This window comes from Streptomyces sp. NBC_00846, assembly GCF_045207325.1.
In the GTDB taxonomy this organism is placed as follows: domain Bacteria; phylum Actinomycetota; class Actinomycetes; order Streptomycetales; family Streptomycetaceae; genus Streptomyces.
This window is the reverse complement of sequence record NZ_CP108846.1, coordinates 2,692,405-2,708,357: the sequence shown is the minus strand read 5'-3', so window position 1 is coordinate 2,708,357 and position 15,953 is coordinate 2,692,405. Positions and strand designations below refer to the sequence as shown.

The 15,953-nt window shown below is 70.4% G+C and carries 15 protein-coding genes, 1 other RNA gene and 1 pseudogene; 14 read left to right on the top strand and 3 right to left on the bottom strand.

Features of this window, described 5'->3' with window-relative positions; all coding sequences use genetic code 11:
- Positions 1–127 precede the first annotated feature (127 nt).
- Positions 128–1,234, top strand: coding sequence for a peptide chain release factor 2 (gene prfB / locus OG936_RS12535; RefSeq protein ID WP_406494609.1), 1,107 nt, complete (start codon positions 128–130; stop codon positions 1,232–1,234).
- 385 nt (positions 1,235–1,619) lie between these two features.
- Here prfB and OG936_RS12530 read toward each other — a convergent pair whose 3' ends face one another.
- Complete coding sequence (locus OG936_RS12530) at positions 1,620–1,892, bottom strand: hypothetical protein (protein ID WP_406500417.1); 273 nt, start codon at positions 1,890–1,892, stop codon at positions 1,620–1,622.
- 286 nt (positions 1,893–2,178) lie between these two features.
- On the opposite strand from OG936_RS12530, the gene OG936_RS12525 reads away from it, so the two are divergent.
- Entirely contained in the window at positions 2,179–2,421 is a 243-nt protein-coding gene (locus tag OG936_RS12525; protein ID WP_383759953.1) for an LPXTG cell wall anchor domain-containing protein, read from the top strand.
- Positions 2,422–2,541: 120 nt separating this feature from the next.
- Here the strand turns inward: OG936_RS12525 and OG936_RS12520 are convergent, their stop codons facing one another.
- Positions 2,542–2,742, bottom strand: coding sequence for a hypothetical protein (locus tag OG936_RS12520; protein ID WP_383759955.1), 201 nt, complete (start codon positions 2,740–2,742; stop codon positions 2,542–2,544).
- A gap of 269 nt (positions 2,743–3,011) precedes the next feature.
- On the opposite strand from OG936_RS12520, the gene ftsE reads away from it, so the two are divergent.
- From ftsE to ssrA, 5 genes are all read left to right on the top strand, one after another.
- A complete protein-coding gene (gene ftsE, locus OG936_RS12515; RefSeq protein ID WP_124723233.1) occupies positions 3,012–3,701 on the top strand; it encodes a cell division ATP-binding protein FtsE in 690 nt (229 codons plus the stop codon).
- Between the two features lie 23 nt (positions 3,702–3,724).
- Entirely contained in the window at positions 3,725–4,645 is a 921-nt protein-coding gene (gene ftsX / locus OG936_RS12510; RefSeq protein WP_406494608.1) for a permease-like cell division protein FtsX, read from the top strand.
- Between the two features lie 67 nt (positions 4,646–4,712).
- Positions 4,713–5,900 carry a S41 family peptidase gene (locus tag OG936_RS12505; RefSeq protein WP_406494606.1) on the top strand — a complete coding sequence of 396 codons (1,188 nt, stop codon included), beginning with the start codon at positions 4,713–4,715 and terminating at the stop codon, positions 5,898–5,900.
- A gap of 18 nt (positions 5,901–5,918) precedes the next feature.
- A complete protein-coding gene (gene smpB / locus OG936_RS12500) occupies positions 5,919–6,407 on the top strand; it encodes an SsrA-binding protein SmpB (RefSeq protein WP_406494604.1) in 489 nt (162 codons plus the stop codon).
- A gap of 134 nt (positions 6,408–6,541) precedes the next feature.
- Positions 6,542–6,930: a transfer-messenger RNA gene (gene ssrA / locus OG936_RS12495) on the top strand.
- A 98-nt stretch (positions 6,931–7,028) separates the two neighbouring features.
- Here ssrA and OG936_RS12490 read toward each other — a convergent pair.
- Positions 7,029–8,285: an MFS transporter gene (locus OG936_RS12490; protein ID WP_406494602.1), complete on the bottom strand. Its 1,257-nt coding sequence runs from the start codon at positions 8,283–8,285 to the stop codon at positions 7,029–7,031.
- An 83-nt stretch (positions 8,286–8,368) separates the two neighbouring features.
- Between OG936_RS12490 and OG936_RS12485 the strand changes: the two genes are divergently transcribed.
- The 7 genes and pseudogenes from OG936_RS12485 (at position 8,369) to OG936_RS12455 (ending at position 15,568) form a co-directional block, all read left to right on the top strand.
- On the top strand, positions 8,369–9,373 hold the full coding sequence (locus tag OG936_RS12485; RefSeq protein ID WP_406494601.1) for a LysR family transcriptional regulator: 1,005 nt from the start codon (positions 8,369–8,371) through the stop codon (positions 9,371–9,373).
- Between the two features lie 38 nt (positions 9,374–9,411).
- Positions 9,412–9,909: pseudogene (locus OG936_RS12480) on the top strand (winged helix-turn-helix domain-containing protein); the annotation flags it as partial.
- Positions 9,903–10,469 carry a GNAT family N-acetyltransferase gene (locus tag OG936_RS12475; protein WP_406494599.1) on the top strand — a complete coding sequence of 189 codons (567 nt, stop codon included), beginning with the start codon at positions 9,903–9,905 and terminating at the stop codon, positions 10,467–10,469. The pseudogene OG936_RS12480 and the gene OG936_RS12475, both read left to right, overlap by 7 nt.
- Before the next feature lie 260 nt (positions 10,470–10,729).
- A complete protein-coding gene (locus tag OG936_RS12470; RefSeq protein ID WP_406494598.1) occupies positions 10,730–11,386 on the top strand; it encodes a CGNR zinc finger domain-containing protein in 657 nt (218 codons plus the stop codon).
- 217 nt (positions 11,387–11,603) lie between these two features.
- Positions 11,604–12,197 carry a sigma-70 family RNA polymerase sigma factor gene (locus tag OG936_RS12465; RefSeq protein ID WP_406494596.1) on the top strand — a complete coding sequence of 198 codons (594 nt, stop codon included), beginning with the start codon at positions 11,604–11,606 and terminating at the stop codon, positions 12,195–12,197.
- Positions 12,194–13,036, top strand: coding sequence for a zf-HC2 domain-containing protein (locus OG936_RS12460; RefSeq protein ID WP_406494594.1), 843 nt, complete (start codon positions 12,194–12,196; stop codon positions 13,034–13,036). Before OG936_RS12465 ends, OG936_RS12460 begins: the two co-directional genes overlap by 4 nt.
- Positions 13,037–13,114: 78 nt before the next feature.
- Entirely contained in the window at positions 13,115–15,568 is a 2,454-nt protein-coding gene (locus OG936_RS12455; RefSeq protein ID WP_406494592.1) for a HelD family protein, read from the top strand.
- Positions 15,569–15,953: the final 385 nt, after the last annotated feature.

The window sequence follows — 15,953 nt, the reverse complement described above, 5'->3', positions numbered from 1 at the left end:
GACCCCGGCGGAACCCAGGGGCGCACTCCCTCGCCGTACGGTCCGGGCAGACGCCGGACACCCGGTCACCGAGTCGTGATCATGCGGCCCGAGGAACGTCCGTGCCGACAGCCGTTACGCTGGACCCGTGGCAGTCGTCGATATTTCCGAAGAGCTGAAGTCCCTCTCCTCGACCATGGGGTCGATCGAGGCCGTCCTGGACCTGGATGCGCTGAGGGCGGACATCGCCGCGCTCGAGGAGCAGGCGGCAGCGCCTTCCCTCTGGGACGACCCGGAGGCGGCGCAGAAGATCACCAGCAAGCTTTCGCACCTCCAGGCCGAGGTCCGTAAGACCGAGGCGCTCCGCGGCCGGATCGACGATCTCGAAATCCTCTTCGAGCTCGCCCAGGACGAGGGCGATGCGGACGCCCTCGCCGAGGCCGAGTTTGAGCTGAATTCGGTCAGGAAGGCGCTGGACGAGATGGAGGTCCGTACCCTCCTCTCCGGCGAGTACGACTCCCGCGAGGCCCTGGTCAACATCCGCGCCGAGGCCGGTGGCGTGGACGCCGCCGACTTCGCCGAGAAGCTCCAGCGCATGTACATCCGCTGGGCCGAGCGGCACGGCTACAAGACCGAGGTCTACGAGACGTCGTACGCGGAAGAGGCCGGCATCAAGTCGACCACCTTCGCCGTCCAGGTGCCGTACGCCTACGGCACGCTCTCCGTCGAGCAGGGCACCCACCGGCTCGTCCGGATCTCGCCCTTCGACAACCAGGGCCGCCGCCAGACGTCCTTCGCGGGTGTCGAGGTGCTGCCCGTGGTCGAGCAGACCGATCACATCGAGATCGACGAGTCGGAGCTGCGCGTCGACGTGTACCGCTCGTCGGGCCCCGGCGGCCAGGGTGTCAACACCACGGACTCCGCGGTGCGCCTGACCCACCTCCCGACCGGCATCGTCGTCTCCTGCCAGAACGAGCGCTCGCAGATCCAGAACAAGGCGTCCGCGATGAACGTCCTCCAGGCGAAGCTCCTTGAGCGCCGCCGCCAGGAGGAGCAGGCCAAGATGGACGCCCTCAAGGGCGACGGCGGCAACTCCTGGGGCAACCAGATGCGGTCGTACGTCCTGCACCCGTACCAGATGGTCAAGGACCTGCGTACGGAGTTCGAGATGGGCAACCCGGAAGCGGTCTTCAACGGCGAGATCGACGGCTTCCTGGAGGCGGGCATCCGCTGGCGCAAGCAGCGGGAGAAGTAGGCGGGCGGGCCGGCGCGGCCTGTCTCCCTGTTCTTCGAACGGCGGTGCCGGAATCCCTACGGGGTTCCGGCACCGCCGTTCTCATTGTGGACGCGTACGAGGCGGCGCGCGAAAGGGAGTTGGGGGGCGAGTTGGGGAGGCGGCGTGGTGAGTGCGTCACAGTCGTGATTCCGAATGGAGATCAACTCCCGCCAAATCGGTGCAGATTGAACGGAACGGCCTTGACGTAGTCCTTAACTGTGGACAGGGTGCTAGGGCAGCATGCGTATGCATGGGACGGGTGTGAACGGGGGCGGGCGGCACGGCCACGGCTCGATGTGGCGCCGTTCGGAGCAAACCCCGCAGAACCGGGGCCCGCATATGGCTGCTCCACTGACGAGATCAGCTACTGGGGGTAGCAGCACATGACGAAGAAGACGCGAGTACGCGTCGCGCGGATCGCCGCGGGTGCGGTGATCGCCGCGGGCGCCTCGCTCACCGCCGCCGGTGCGGCGTCGGCCGCCGGTATCGGTGTCAACGTCGCGGGTGTCCAGGTTGGCATCCAGACGGCGGACGGCGACGGCGAGCCGTGCAGCCCGGTCGACCCGCGATGCGAGCCCGAGCCGACCACCGAGCCGACCACGGAGCCGACCACCGAGCCGACCACCGAGCCGACCACGGAGCCGACCACCGAGCCGACCACGGAGCCGACCACCGAGCCGACCACGGAGCCGACCACCCCGGGTAACGGCAACGGTGGCAACGGCAACGGTGGCAACGGAAACGGTGGCAACGGAAACGGTGGCAACGGGAACGGTGGCCACCAGTCCGGAGGCAACGGCAACGGTGGCAACGGAAACGGTGGTCACCAGTCCGGTGGCAACGGCAACGGCGGCAACGGCTCCTCCGGCACCTCCGGCACCTCCGGCAACGGTGGTACCACGGGTAACGCCTCCGCAGGCACCGTGACCGGTGGCGGCGACGCCGACAACTGCACCGTCGACCTCGACGGCGCGAAGTGCGCGGACAACACCACCCCCGACTCGGCCGGAAACCAGCCGGTCGAGCAGGGCAAGGGCAAGGATGAGCTCGCCGAGACCGGTGCCGCCGAGACCACGTTCCTGCTGGTCGGCGCCGCGACGATGATTGCCGGAGGCATCGGCTTCCGGATCCTGCCGCGCCTCATGAACGGCCGTACGGTCGCCTGATAAGGGCCCGCTGGCGGCACAGGTACGCACAGAGGGGCCCGGGACACCTGCTACAGGCATCCCGGGCCCCTCTGCGTACACGTACCGCTCTCGCAGGCGGACGGACGGGCTCTCCCGCGGCTACACGGTCTGGTGTGCCAGCAGCGCCAGCGCGCCCAGCAGCACCACCAGCAGGGCCACCAGCGTCACGGGGCTCAGTCCCGCGAAGATTCCCTGCCCCTGTTCGTGCTGCAGCCGCTCACGGCTTGCCCGGCACACGGGGCAGCGGCCCTCGTTCACGGGCGCCGCGCAGTTTGCGCACACCAATCGGTCATAGGTCATGCGCTTTCCTCCTCCCGCGCGGCGGAGCCGCATACATCTTCTCTCCGCACAACGCTCATGGGGACGCATCCGTTCCCCCTCCCACTGTGCCAGCTCGCGCGGATTTCGGCGCGGCCCGCCGAAAAGCGCCCGTTTCGTAGCACTTCGGCCCCGCACCCGGCCCGTGCGGTTCCGCCATAAATCACCCATCCCCGGACGCGTGCCTGCACGCGTCAGGCCGGTTCGCGTATGGTCACGCACACCTACTCCCGGCCGACCGTGGTGCATCCGTGATCCGATTCGACAACGTCTCCAAGACCTACCCGAAGCAGAGCCGTCCCGCTCTACGGGATGTGTCTCTCGATATCGAGAAGGGTGAGTTCGTCTTCCTGGTGGGCTCCTCAGGCTCCGGCAAGTCCACCTTCATGCGACTCATCCTTCGCGAAGAGCGCGCCAGTCAGGGCATGGTTCACGTCCTGGGCAAGGACCTCGCGCGCCTGTCCAACTGGAAGGTGCCGCACATGCGCCGCCAGTTGGGCACGGTGTTCCAGGACTTCCGCCTCCTCCCCAACAAGACCGTCGCGGAGAACGTGGCGTTCGCGCAGGAGGTCATCGGCAAGCCGCGCGGTGAGATCCGCAAGGCGGTGCCCCAGGTTCTCGACCTGGTCGGCCTCGGCGGCAAGGAGGACCGGATGCCCGGTGAGCTCTCCGGCGGTGAGCAGCAGCGCGTGGCGATCGCGCGGGCGTTCGTGAACCGTCCGATGCTGCTGATCGCGGACGAGCCGACCGGCAACCTCGACCCGCAGACCTCCGTCGGCATCATGAAGCTGCTGGACCGGATCAACCGGACCGGCACCACTGTGATCATGGCGACTCACGACCAGAACATCGTCGACCAGATGCGCAAGCGCGTCATCGAGCTGGAGCAGGGCCGTCTCGTACGCGACCAGGCCCGCGGCGTCTACGGCTACCAGCACTGAGCATCGAGCACTGAAAGGACGCCATGCGCGCCCAGTTCGTCCTGTCGGAGATCGGCGTCGGCCTCCGTCGCAACCTCACGATGACCTTCGCCGTCGTCGTCTCCGTCGCCCTCTCGCTCGCCCTGTTCGGCGGCGCGCTGCTCATGCGCGAGCAGGTCAGCACGATGAAGGACTACTGGTACGACAAGGTCAACGTCTCGATCTTCCTGTGCAGCAAGAGTGATGTGACCTCGACGCCCAAGTGCGCCAAGGGTGCGGTCACCGCGCAGCAGAAGAAGGACATCGAGGCCGACCTCGGCAAGATGGACAACCTGGTCGAGAAGGTCACCTACGAGTCGGCCGACCAGGCGTACAAGCACTACCAGGAGCAGTTCGGCGACTCGCCCATGGCGAGCAACATCACGCCGGACCAGATGCAGGAGTCGTTCCGGGTCAAGCTCCACGACCCCAAGAAGTACAAGGTCGTCGCCACCGCCTTCGCCGGCCGGGACGGGGTGCAGTCCGTCCAGGACCAGAGATCCATCCTGGACAACCTCTTCGGGCTGATGAACGGCATGAATGTGGCCGCCCTCTTCGTGATGGCACTGATGCTGGTCATCGCGCTGATGCTGATCGTGAACACCGTCCGGGTGTCCGCGTTCAGCCGACGGCGCGAAACGGGCATCATGCGGCTCGTCGGCGCCTCCGGGTTCTACATCCAGATGCCGTTCATCATGGAGGCCGCGTTCGCCGGTCTCATCGGTGGCGTGCTCGCCTGCGTGATGCTGCTGGCCGGCCGGTACTTCCTGATCGACGGCGGTCTGGCGCTGCAGAGCAAGCTGAACCTGATCGACTTCATCGGCTGGGACGCGGTCTTCACCAAGCTGCCCCTGGTCCTGGCGATCGGCCTGCTGATGCCCGCCGTTGCCGCTCTCTTCGCGTTGCGCAAGTACCTGAAGGTGTGACAAGCGCCCTTGTGGCGCACGGCCAACCGGCCGTGCGCCACAAGGGCGTTGTCCTACACTCGTCGCCATGTCGGGTCCTGCGCAGTGTTTCGGGCCCCGCGGTGTACGCCGCGGGGCGGCCCTGACCTTGGTTTTCGCCACCGTGCTGGCCACCGCCGCGGCCACCGGCTCGCTGCCGCACGGCGCGGCGAAGTCCTCGGACATCGCGACCCGTTACGCCGCCTCCACCGTCGAAAGCGACAAGGTGGCCGACGCCGCAGCCCGGGCCGTGGCCGACGGCAAGTCCGGCAAGGAGGCGGCCGAGGAGGTCGTCAGCCGCAGCGGCGACCGCTGGGGCGCGGTGTACGACGAGCGGCAGTACGAGGAGTTCGAGCAGGCCCTCGACGGCTCGTACACGGGCGTGGGGATCGCCGCCAGGCGCTCCGCCGAGGGACGGGTCGAGGTGGCCCGGGTCCAGCCCGGCAGCCCCGCCGACCGTGCGGGCATCGAGCCGGGCGATCTGCTCCGTACGGTCGACGGCCACCGGGTCGACGAACGACCCGTCGCCGAGGTCGTCGCCCTGCTGCGCGGAGACCGTACGGAGGCGTCCGCGGGCAGCACCGTCGTACTGGGTGTGCAGCGGGGCGCGGCGCTCCGGACCGAGACGCTGCGCCGGGCCACGCTCAGCACCGAGGCCGTCACCGTCCGGCGCATCGGACCGGACCGTTCCGACCCCTCGCCGGCCGTACTCATCGAGGTGGACTCGTTCACCAGGGGTTCGGGCGACAGGGTCCGCGACGCGGTCCGGGACGCACCGGCGGGTGCCGGGGTGCTCCTCGACCTCCGCGGCAACTCCGGCGGCCTGGTCACCGAGGCCGTCACCGCCGCCTCCGCCTTCCTGGACGGCGGTCTGGTCGCCACGTACGACGTGCACGGAGAGCAGCGCGCCCTCTACGCGCAGCCGGGCGGCGACACCGCCCGCCCCCTCGTCGTCCTCATCGACGGCGGCACGATGAGCGCCGCCGAGCTTCTCACCGGCGCGCTCCAGGACCGGGGCCGTGCCGTCACGGTCGGCTCGCGCACCTTCGGCAAGGGTTCCGTCCAGATGCCCAGCAAGCTTCCGGGCGGCTCGGTGGCCGAGCTGACCGTCGGCCACTACCGCACCCCGGCGGGCCGCGGCGTCGACGGACGCGGCATAACCCCGGACCTCGCGGTCACGTCCAGGGCCGAGCGGCGGGCCGAGACAGTATTGAGTGGCCTCGGGGGTGGGTCGTAGTGCGAAAATGGCTGCACTATGGCTAAGGAAAAGGACACCGGGCGCAAGCTCATCGCGCAGAACAAGAAGGCGCGGCACGACTACCACATCATCGACACCTACGAGTGCGGTCTCGTACTCATGGGTACCGAGGTCAAATCGCTGCGGCTGGGCCGGGCCTCGCTCGTGGACGGCTTCGTCCAGATCGACGGCGGCGAGGCATGGCTGCACAACATCCACGTCCCGGAGTACGTGCAGGGGACCTGGACCAACCACTCGGCCAAGCGGAAGCGCAAGCTGCTGATGCACCGGGCGGAGATCGACAAGCTGGAGTCGAAGTCCGGCGAGACGGGTCACACGATCGTGCCGCTCGCGCTGTACTTCAAGGACGGCCGGGTGAAGGTCGAGATCGCGCTCGCCAAGGGCAAGAAGGAGTACGACAAGCGGCAGACCCTGCGCGAGAAGCAGGACACACGGGAGACGAACCGTGCGATCTCGGCAGCGCGCCGGCGCCAGCGCAGTGCGTAGCCGGGACCGTACGGGCGGGCCGGCGGCGGCCCGCAGGAATAGGCTGGCATCGTCGTGCGTTGGTCACGTACGATGGGACTGCACTCCACAGCGGGTGTGCGTTTTGAGTAGTTGACAATTAAATACGCCAACATGGGGATGATCGGTTTCGACAGCGGATGTCGAAGCAGGGGAAGCGAGCCGAGGAAGCGGCAATGATCTCGTAAACCATATGTCGCAACCAATAATCGCCAATTCCAAGAGCGATTCCCAGTCCTTCGCCCTCGCTGCCTAATAAGCAGTGAGTGAGGGACCCTTAATGGGTGTCAGCCCGGGGGTGTTCCCGACCCGGACCCTGGCATAATCTAGGGGACTAAACCACTGATCCCGGTCACGGGGGTCGGTGGGAAATCAAACAGTGACTGAGCCCGTCGGAGACTTGTTCGCGAGATCTCCGGGGCCGAGAAAATCGCAGCGAACTGCGCTCGGAGAAGCCCTGGTTCTGCACCGTTGGACGCGGGTTCGATTCCCGCCATCTCCACAATTCCCATGTGAACGAGGACCCCGTTGCCCACCGGCAACGGGGTCCTCGTTTTGTTCCCGCAGTCCGCGGCGTGCCCAGCGCGATCCGAACAAGAGGCCCTACCTCCGCCGGACCCCGGCCGCCGCGGCGGCCAGCGCCAGCCCTGCCGCACACACCGGTGCGGCATAGCCCGACACCGGGGCCGTGTACTCCACCAGCCAGCCTCCGGCCGCCGAACCCGCGGCGATCCCGCCCAGCAGCGCCGTCACGGCCAGGGTCATGCCCTCGTTCAGCCGGCCCTCGGGGGTGAGGCGTTGCACCAGAGTCATGCCGGTGACCATCGTCGGGGCCGTCGCCGCGCCCGCCAGCAGCAGCGCGCCCGCGAGGGCGAGGAGCGAATCGGCGGAGGCCGTGGCGAGCAGCGGCAGGGACATCAGCGCCGTCATTCCCGCCAGGCAGCCCAGCAGCCGGCGCCGGATGTCCCCGGCCGGGCGCAGCGATCCGTACAGCAGCCCCGCCACGCACGATCCCGCCGCCTGGAGGGCCAGGATCGCGCCCCCGGCGTGGGCGATCGTGACGACCTCCATCGAGCCGAAGACCGCCCCGGTGGCGAGGAACACGGCGAGCAGGGCCGGCATGCCGGGGGCGCGGAGCGGTGAGGCGGAGCGGGTGGTGCGGGGTGCCACCGGTGGTTCGGTGGCGCGCTGGGCGGCGAAGATCAGTACGCCGGTCATCAGCAGGATCGCCCCGACGAGCGTTCCGGCCTCCGGGAAGAGCGCCGCGCACAGCAGGGCGGCGAGGGCAGGGCCGAGCATGAAGCAGAGCTCGTCGACGGCCTGCTCGAAGGAGTTCGCGGTGTGCAGGGCGGCCGGATCGCCCCGGTGCAGATGGGCCCAGCGGGCCCGGGACATCCCGCCGGTGTTGGGGGTGGTGGCGGTCGCGGCGTAGGAGGCGAAGAGGGTCCAGGCCGGGGCGCCGTAGTGCACGCAGAGCAGCAGCGCGAGCGAGCCGAGCATGGCGATCGCGGTGGCGGGCACGGCGATGCGGGCCTGCCCGTACCGGTCGACGAGCCGGGCCGTCCAGGGGGCGACCACGGCCGTCGCGGCGAGACCGGTCGCGGTGACGGCACCGGCCAGCGCGTACGAGCCGCGCGATCCGGCGATCATGATCACCGCGCTGACGCTGAACATGCCCATGGGGAGCCGGGCGAGCAGATTGCCCGCGGTGAAGGCGCGGGCGCCCGGGGTGGAGAGCAGTCGGCGGTACGGGTTGGTGGGCGCCGGCCGGACGGGGGCGGCGGTGCGCGGGGCGATGACCAGCAGGTCCCCGGAGACGGTGAGCAGGGGGGTGGTGGGCGGCGTTCTCTCGTACGGCATGGATCCACCCTCGGGGCGCACGGCCCATGGGGTCCAACACCTTCTGCGTGCCGATTAACGCATTTGTGTTGTAAATTTTGGAGGTGGACTCCTCCGCCGCCGATACGGGCACCCAGACGTATGCCCATACCGACCCCCGGCTGCTCCGGGCCTTCGTCGCCGTCGCCGAGGAACTGCATTTCACCCGTGCCGCGGCCCGGCTCTACATCGCCCAGCAGGCGCTGAGCCGGGACATCCGCAGACTGGAGCGCGAACTGGGCGCCGAGCTGTTCGTACGGACCACCCGGCAGGTCTCGCTCACCCCGGACGGTGACCGGCTCCTCCCGTACGCGCGGCGGGTGCTGGAGGCGCACGACGATCTCGCCGCCGCCTTCGCCGATCCCGCGGTCAGACCGCTCTTCGTCGACCTCAACACCGACGGCATGACCGCCGCCCGCGTCCTGGCCCGCGCACGGGAACTGGCCCCGGCGTGCGAGCTGATGGCGCGCTTCGAGAGCGGACTCACCTGGGCCGCGGGGGAGATCCTCGCCGGGCGGCTCGATGCCTCGTTCGGCCGGGCCGCCGGACTCGATCCGGCGGTGCTGGCGCGGCTCGGTGTGCAGCCGGTGCGGTACGAGCCGATGGCCGTGCTGTTCCCCGCCGATCACCCCCTCGCCGCGCACGAGACCGTCGCGCTGGACGATCTGGCGGGCGAGACCGTCTACGCGGGCGCCGGGAACCCCCGCACCCTGGAGTGGACGGACCTCGCCCGGCTGCTCTTCGCCGAATGGGGCATCGCGCTGGCGCCCCCTGTCCCCCTCGCGATCGGTGTGGCCGAGTTCCAACGGGTCATGGCCAAGTCGCCGCGCTACCCGATCCTGTGCGTGGTCGACTTCCCTCCGATGCCCGGCACCGTGCTGCGACCGCTGGTCCGGCCCGTACCGCTTTCCCCGTTCCTGCTGGTCTGGCGCAAGGGGCTGCGTCACCCCGGTCTCGACGCCCTGCGCGAAGCCGCGGCTCAACTGGGCGCCGAGGAGGGGTGGATGGAGCGGCCCGTCGGAAGCTGGCTGCCCGAGATCGACGCGTCGCTCATGCTGACGACCGCCTGAGCGGCGTTGCGCGGTGCCGAGGACGGTATACCTTCGCCGGACTGCGGGACGACGTCCTCGTGGCCTGCGCCGGACCGGTCACCGCCCTGCCGCTGCGGGCCCGCGGCATCGACACCGTCCAGCCGGAACGCTTCCGGCTCGCCCCGCTCGTCCAGCTGCTGTGCCACGAACTCCCGGCCGGGGTAAGGCCGTTGCCGATCGCCGGGCGCCGGGTCGAGATCCGCGGCCACGCCGTGATCGTCGACGGCGCACTGCGCCCGGTGCAGCCCGCGGGAATGGCCCTCCTGCACGCCCTGGCCCGTCGGCCGGGCTGGGTGGTGGCCCGCGCCGACCTGCTGCGCGCGCTGCCCGGCAGCGGCACGGACGAACACGCGGTGGAGACGGCCATGGCGCGGCTGCGTACGGCACTGGGCGCGCCCCGCCTCGTCCGGACGGTCGTCAAACACGGCTACCGGCTGGCGCTCGATACGACGGGGGACGGCCCGGTTGACGAGGACGGCGCCCGACCGGGTCCGGTTAGTGTGAGGGGATGCTGAACGACATCCACCGGATCGACGCGGAGATACGGCTCCGTCCCCCGACCCCGGCCGACGCCGCCTCCCTCGCCGTGTCGCTGACCCGCAGCCGCGCGTACATGCAGCCCTGGGAGCCCGTGCGGCCCGACGCCTTCTACACCGAGCAGGGTCAGCGGGAACGGCTGGCCGGTCTGCTCGCGGACCGTGACGCGGGACGGGTCATGGCCTGGGTCCTCGCCGATGAACAGGACCGCGCGGTGGGCGGGTTCAACCTCAACGCCCTAGTGCTCGGGCCGTCCCGCAGTGCGACTCTGGGCTACTGGGTCGATGTCGAGCACGCGGGCCGTGGTCTGGCCACGGCCGCCGTGCAGCGGGTCTGCGAGGTGGCCAGGGACGGCCTGCGCCTGCACCGCGTCGAGGCGGGGACGATGCTGGACAACGTCGCGTCGCAGCGGGTGCTCGCCAAGTGCGGCTTCGAGCAGTACGGCGTGGCCCCGCGCTTCCTGCACATCAACGGCGACTGGCGCGACCACCGGCTGTTCCAGCGGATCCTGTACGACGGTTCGTCGCTGCGGGCGTAAGAGCCGCCGGAACTGCTATCGGGCGCCGTCGGTACGCGCACGCTCGTGACGGTGTCCGTCCAACTGCCACGGCGGCCGCGCCGGAAGAACCTTCGCGAAGCCGTAACCGCCCTTCTCCGCGGCCCGGCAGGACGCCTCGTTGTTGACACCGTACGGCCCCGCCCGTACCGAACCGCGCGGTGGCAGGGGTTCCGGGCGGGCACCTTGAGGGGCACTCTGGGGGAGACCCCGACCGGAGACCCCGAGGCGGTGACTCACGCATGGCGGCGGGCAAGCGCTCGTACGACCGGCGGTTCGACTCCGGCCGACCCTGCCTGGACCTGGTGGCGACGGCAGCCGGCACCTCCGGCGCCTGCGAACTGCTCGACGGCGCCGAGCGGCTCGCGGAGTGGCTGGTCGCCGCCGGACTCGTACCGAGCGGCACCCGCCTCGACGCGGTGGACGACACCTGGGTGGTGCGCTTCCGGCAGCTGAGGGCCGGCGTCGAGGGCCTGCTGGCCGCCGAACTCGGCGGCCGCAGAGCCGAGAGCGCCCTGGAGCGGGTCAACGCGCTCGCCGCGGCCGCGCCCCCGGGACTGCGGGCCGTGCGCGGCAGGAGCGGCACGCTGGTACGGACACTGAGCGCCGAACCGGATTGCGGGGCGCTGCTGGCCGCCGTTGCCCGCGACGCCGTCGAGCTCCTGACCGACCCCGAGGCACGCGCCGGACTGCGCCGCTGCGAGGCCGACAACTGCCACCGCCTCTACGTGGACACCTCGCGCGGCCACCGTCGCCGCTGGTGCTCCAGCGAGGTGTGCGGCAACCGCGAACGGGTGGCCCGGCACCGGCGCAGGGCGGCGGCCGTGGCGGCCGTGGACGCGGCGGTGGAAGCGGTCGCGGGAGCCGACGCGGGAGCGCCGCACCGCGAAGAGTCCTGAGACCGTGAAGAGTCCTGAGACCGCGAAGAGTCCTGAGACCGTGAAGAGTCCTGAGACCGCGAAGAGTCCTGAGACCGCGAAGAGTCCTGAGACCGCGAAGAGTCCTGAGACGGTAAAGAATCTCGGGACCGGAAAGAATCTTGAGACCGGTTTGAATGGATCGGGGTCCCCCTCCGTACTCGATGGCCAGGGAGCTCCACAGGGTCTCGACCGGGAGGTGCGGGTGCGCAAGGATGCGGCCGTGGCCGATGACCGTCCGCACAGGGCCCGGCATCGCAGTGGGCCGCCCCGGTCCTCCTCCGGCGTCCCCGACGAGGAGCTGATGCGGGCGCTCTACCGCGAACACGCCGGACCTCTGCTCTCGTACGTGCTGCGCCTCGTCGCCGGCGACCGGCAGCGCGCCGAGGACGTGGTGCAGGAAACGCTCATCCGCGCCTGGAAGAACGCCGGCCGGCTGGACGGGGCCACCGGCTCCGTCCGCCCGTGGCTGGTGACGGTGGCCCGGCGCATCGTCATCGACGGCCACCGCAGCAGGCAGGCCCGGCCGCACGAGGTCGACCCGTCGCGGCTGGAGGTCATTCCCGCCGCGGACGAGCTGGACAGGGCGTTGCGGCTGATGACGCTCTCGGACGCGCTCGACGACTTGACCCCCGCCCACCGGGAAGTACTGGTCGAGACGTACTTCAAGGGCCGTACGGTCAACGAGGCCGCCGATGTGCTGGGCGTTCCGAGCGGGACGGTGCGCTCCCGGGTCTTCTACGCACTGCGCTCGATGAAGCTCGCACTCGAAGAGAGGGGGATCACGGCATGAGCGACGACGAGTGGGAGCCGTTCGGCCCCCGGCCCACCACGGGTCCCTTCAGCCCCCACAACCCCGGCAGTCCCCGGAACGACGAGCCCGGACACGACGCCGCCGGTGCGTATCTCCTCGGCGTGCTGGACGACGCCGAGGCGTCCGCCTTCGAGGCGCATCTGGCCGGCTGCGACCTGTGCGGCGCCCGTCTCGACGAGTTCGCCGGACTGGAACCTGTGCTCGCGGTGCTCGCCGAGGCCCCGGCCGCCGGGCCGGGCGCCCGACTTGTCCCGTACGTCGCGCAGCCGCCCACGCCCCGGATGCTCGACCGGCTGGTCGAGGAGGTGGCCCGCGAGCGGGCCGGGCGCAGGCGCCGCTCCAGGTATCTGGTGGCGGTGGCAGCGACGCTGATCATCGGCGGTCCGGCCGCCGTCGTCCTGGCGACCGGCGGCGACGGCACCTCTGCCCGGGCGGCCGACCCGCACCCCACGGGCCCCGCCGACGGCACCCCCTTCTCCCGCATGACGGACAAGGTGCGGGCCACCGACCCCACCACCAAGGTCGACGCCACCATCGGCATGGAGAAGAAGGCCTGGGGCACCGACACCGTGCTGGAGCTCAGGAACGTCCTGGGCCCGGAGAAATGCCGGCTGATCGCGGTGTCGAAGTCCGGCGAGGAGGAGGCCGTCACCTCCTGGTCCGTACCGAAGTGGGGGTACGGCATCGAGAAATCCCCGTACCGGGCCGCGACGTACCCGCTCCGTGTGCACGGCGGCGCGGCCATGGACCGCGGCGACATCGACCACTTCGAGGTGCGTACGTTCGAGGGCAGGCGGCTGGTGGAGATCAAGGCGTGACGGTATGGCAGGTGCGCGGCGGCCACCCTTTCGCATAAAGTTGACGGCTGCCCAAATGCACGTCAGAAAGGGGCCTCGGTGGCCGCGCAGGATGCCGCTGTCGATTCGTTGCGGGACCGGGAAATCGGTGTCGAGCAGGAACATCTCGACCGTGTTTATCACCGCCTCGAAGAGAAGATCCACGAGGCGGAATTTCTCATGAACGACGCCGTCAAGCGCGGCCAGGTCGGTACCCCGGGAGCGCTCGCGGAGCGTGACGCCCAGGTGTTCCGGGCCGGGATCCACCTCAACCGCTTGAACAGCGAGTTCGAGGACTTCCTCTTCGGAAGGATCGATCTGCTGCTCGGCAAGGACGGCGAACGCGGCCCGGACGGCGCGTACACCTCCGTCGAAGCGGCCGACGACGCCGTACGCGACGACAATTCCGCCGACATCGCGGAGACGCTGCACATCGGCCGGATCGGGGTCCTCGACGCCGATTACGCGCCCCTGGTCATCGACTGGCGCGCACCGGCCGCCGCGCCGTTCTACCGGTCGACGCCGAAGGAGCCGGGCCGAGTGGTCCGCCGCCGGGTCATCCGCTCCAAGGGCCGCAAGGTCCTCGGTGTCGAGGACGACCTGATGCGCCCCGAGCTGACCGCGTGCCTGGGCGGCGAAAAGCTCCCCGTCATCGGCGACGGCGCCCTCATGGCGGCGCTCGGGCAGGCCCGCAGCCACACCATGCGGGACATCGTCTCCTCCATCCAGGCCGAGCAGGACCTGGTGATCAGGGCCCCCGCCGCGTCCGTCACCGAGGTCTCCGGCGGCCCCGGCACCGGCAAGACCGCTGTTGCCCTGCACCGTGCCGCGTACCTCCTCTACCAGGACCGGCGCCGTTACGCGGGCGGCATCCTCGTCGTCTCGCCGACTCCGCTCCTCGTCGCGTACACCGAAGGCGTGCTGCCGTCGCTGGGCGAGGAGGGGCAGGTCGCGATCCGCGCGGTCGGCTCGCTCTCCGACGAGGCGGCCGGCGTCGAGGGTGCCACCACGTACGACGAACCGGCCGTCGCCCGGATCAAGGGCTCCTCCCGGATGCTCCAGGTCCTGCGCAAGGCGGCACGCGGCGCACTGGAACAGCCCGGTACCGCGCGCAGGGCGGCGGCGGACCGGGACGGCCAGCTGTCCTTCGGCGACGCGGCCGAAGGGACCGACGCGGCCGAAGGAACCGGCGCAACCGGCGTATCCGATGAATCCGGGGCGGCCGGCCGCACCGGTGAGCCCCCGGCCACCCCCACCCGACTGCGGGTCGTCGCCTTCGGTGCCCGGGTCGAGCTGAACGCCGACGAACTGCACCGCATCCGGCAGTCCGTCCTCGGCGGCACCGCCCCGGTCAACCTGCTGCGCCCGCGCGCCCGCAGAATGCTCCTGGACGTCCTGTGGAACAAGTCCTCCGGCCGGGGCCGCTACACCGACCCCGAACTGGCCGCCGAGCTGCGCTCCTCCTTCGACGAGGACGTCTCCACCGAGGCGCCCTTCCTCGACTTCCTGAACGCCTGGTGGCCCGAGCTCACCCCCCGCGGGGTGCTCGCCGCAATGGCCGACGAGAAGCGGCTCGGCCGCTGGGCGCGCCGGGTCCTCAACCAGGGCGAGGTGCGCCGGCTCGCCCGCTCCCTGAAGCGGCTCGACAGAAAAGGCAACGGGCCGCTCTCCGTGCACGACGTGGCGATCCTCGACGAGCTGCAGATGCTGCTCGGCACCCCGTACTGGCCGAAGAAGAAGCGCGAACTCGACCCGCTGGACCAGCTCTCCGGTCTGGAGGAGCTCATGCCGCAGCGCGAGGAGACCCAGCGCGAGCGGGCCGAGCGGCTGGCCGCGGAGCGTACGGAGTACGCGCACGTCATCGTCGACGAGGCACAGGACCTCACGCCCATGCAGTGGCGCATGGTCGGCCGCCGCGGCCGGCACGCCACCTGGACGATCGTCGGAGACCCGGCGCAGTCCTCCTGGTCCGATCCGGACGAGGCCGCCCGGGTGCGCGACGAGGCGCTGGGCAACCGGCCGCGCCGCCGCTTCACCCTCACGGTCAACTACCGCAACCCGGCGGAGATCGCCGAGCTGGCCTCGAAGGTCCTGGCGCTCGCGATGCCCGGCATGGAGTCACCGGCCGCGGTCCGTTCCACGGGCGTGGAGCCGCGCTTCGAGACCGTACGGGACGGCGATCTGGCCGCCTCGGTGCGCGAGGAGGCGCGCCGGCTGCTGGCCGAGGTGGACGGCACGGTGGGCGTGGTCGTCGCGATGAACCGCCGGGCGCAGGCCCGCGAGTGGCTCGCCGAGCTCGGTGAGCGGGTGGTGGCGCTGGGCAGCCTGGAGGCGAAGGGCCTGGAGTACGACGCCACGGTGGTCGTCTCGCCCGCGGAGATCGCGGACGAGTCCCCGGCGGGCCTGCGGGTGCTGTACGTGGCGCTGACGCGTGCGACGCAGCAGCTCACGGTGGTTTCGGGGGAGCGGGACCTGCCCGACGAGGACGGCGTCCCGGACCTGTTGAGGGACTGAGCCGGGACGGGGAGCGGAGGTACCGCCGGGCGGACGGATTTCCGAATCCGTCCGTCCCACGGGAATCGCATCCCCGGGGTGTTTGTTAGCCTGGTGTCGGCACCGGCTCGATCCAAGCCCCCGGGCCCAACCTTCGTCGCTTCGAGCGACCACTTGCCGCGAGGCGAGCATGGCGGGTCGGTGCCGCTTGACCAAGAGGACAGACCCGCGTCACCTTCCGGTGGCGCGGGTCTGTTCTTGTTTACGGGGCCACGGATCTTGTCCACGGACCACGGGGACCACGGACCACGGACTCCGGACTCCGGACGGGATGCCGCGGGCCATTGGGGGTTCCGCCGAAGCGGTGATCTCTCGTATGGTGGAAACTGCTTTCCGAAACGTGGCG

Excerpts from the sequence above, each read along its gene's own strand:
- OG936_RS12520 (WP_383759955.1), bottom strand. The coding sequence starts at position 2,742 with ATGACCTATGACCGATTGGTGTGCGCAAACTGCGCGGCGCCCGTGAAC.
- ftsX (WP_406494608.1), top strand. The coding sequence starts at position 3,725 with ATGCGCGCCCAGTTCGTCCTGTCGGAGATCGGCGTCGGCCTCCGTCGC.
- OG936_RS12505 (WP_406494606.1), top strand. The coding sequence starts at position 4,713 with ATGTCGGGTCCTGCGCAGTGTTTCGGGCCCCGCGGTGTACGCCGCGGG.
- smpB (WP_406494604.1), top strand. The coding sequence starts at position 5,919 with ATGGCTAAGGAAAAGGACACCGGGCGCAAGCTCATCGCGCAGAACAAG.
- OG936_RS12490 (WP_406494602.1), bottom strand. The coding sequence starts at position 8,285 with ATGCCGTACGAGAGAACGCCGCCCACCACCCCCCTGCTCACCGTCTCC.
- OG936_RS12475 (WP_406494599.1), top strand. The coding sequence starts at position 9,903 with ATGCTGAACGACATCCACCGGATCGACGCGGAGATACGGCTCCGTCCC.
- OG936_RS12470 (WP_406494598.1), top strand. The coding sequence starts at position 10,730 with ATGGCGGCGGGCAAGCGCTCGTACGACCGGCGGTTCGACTCCGGCCGA.
- OG936_RS12460 (WP_406494594.1), top strand. The coding sequence starts at position 12,194 with ATGAGCGACGACGAGTGGGAGCCGTTCGGCCCCCGGCCCACCACGGGT.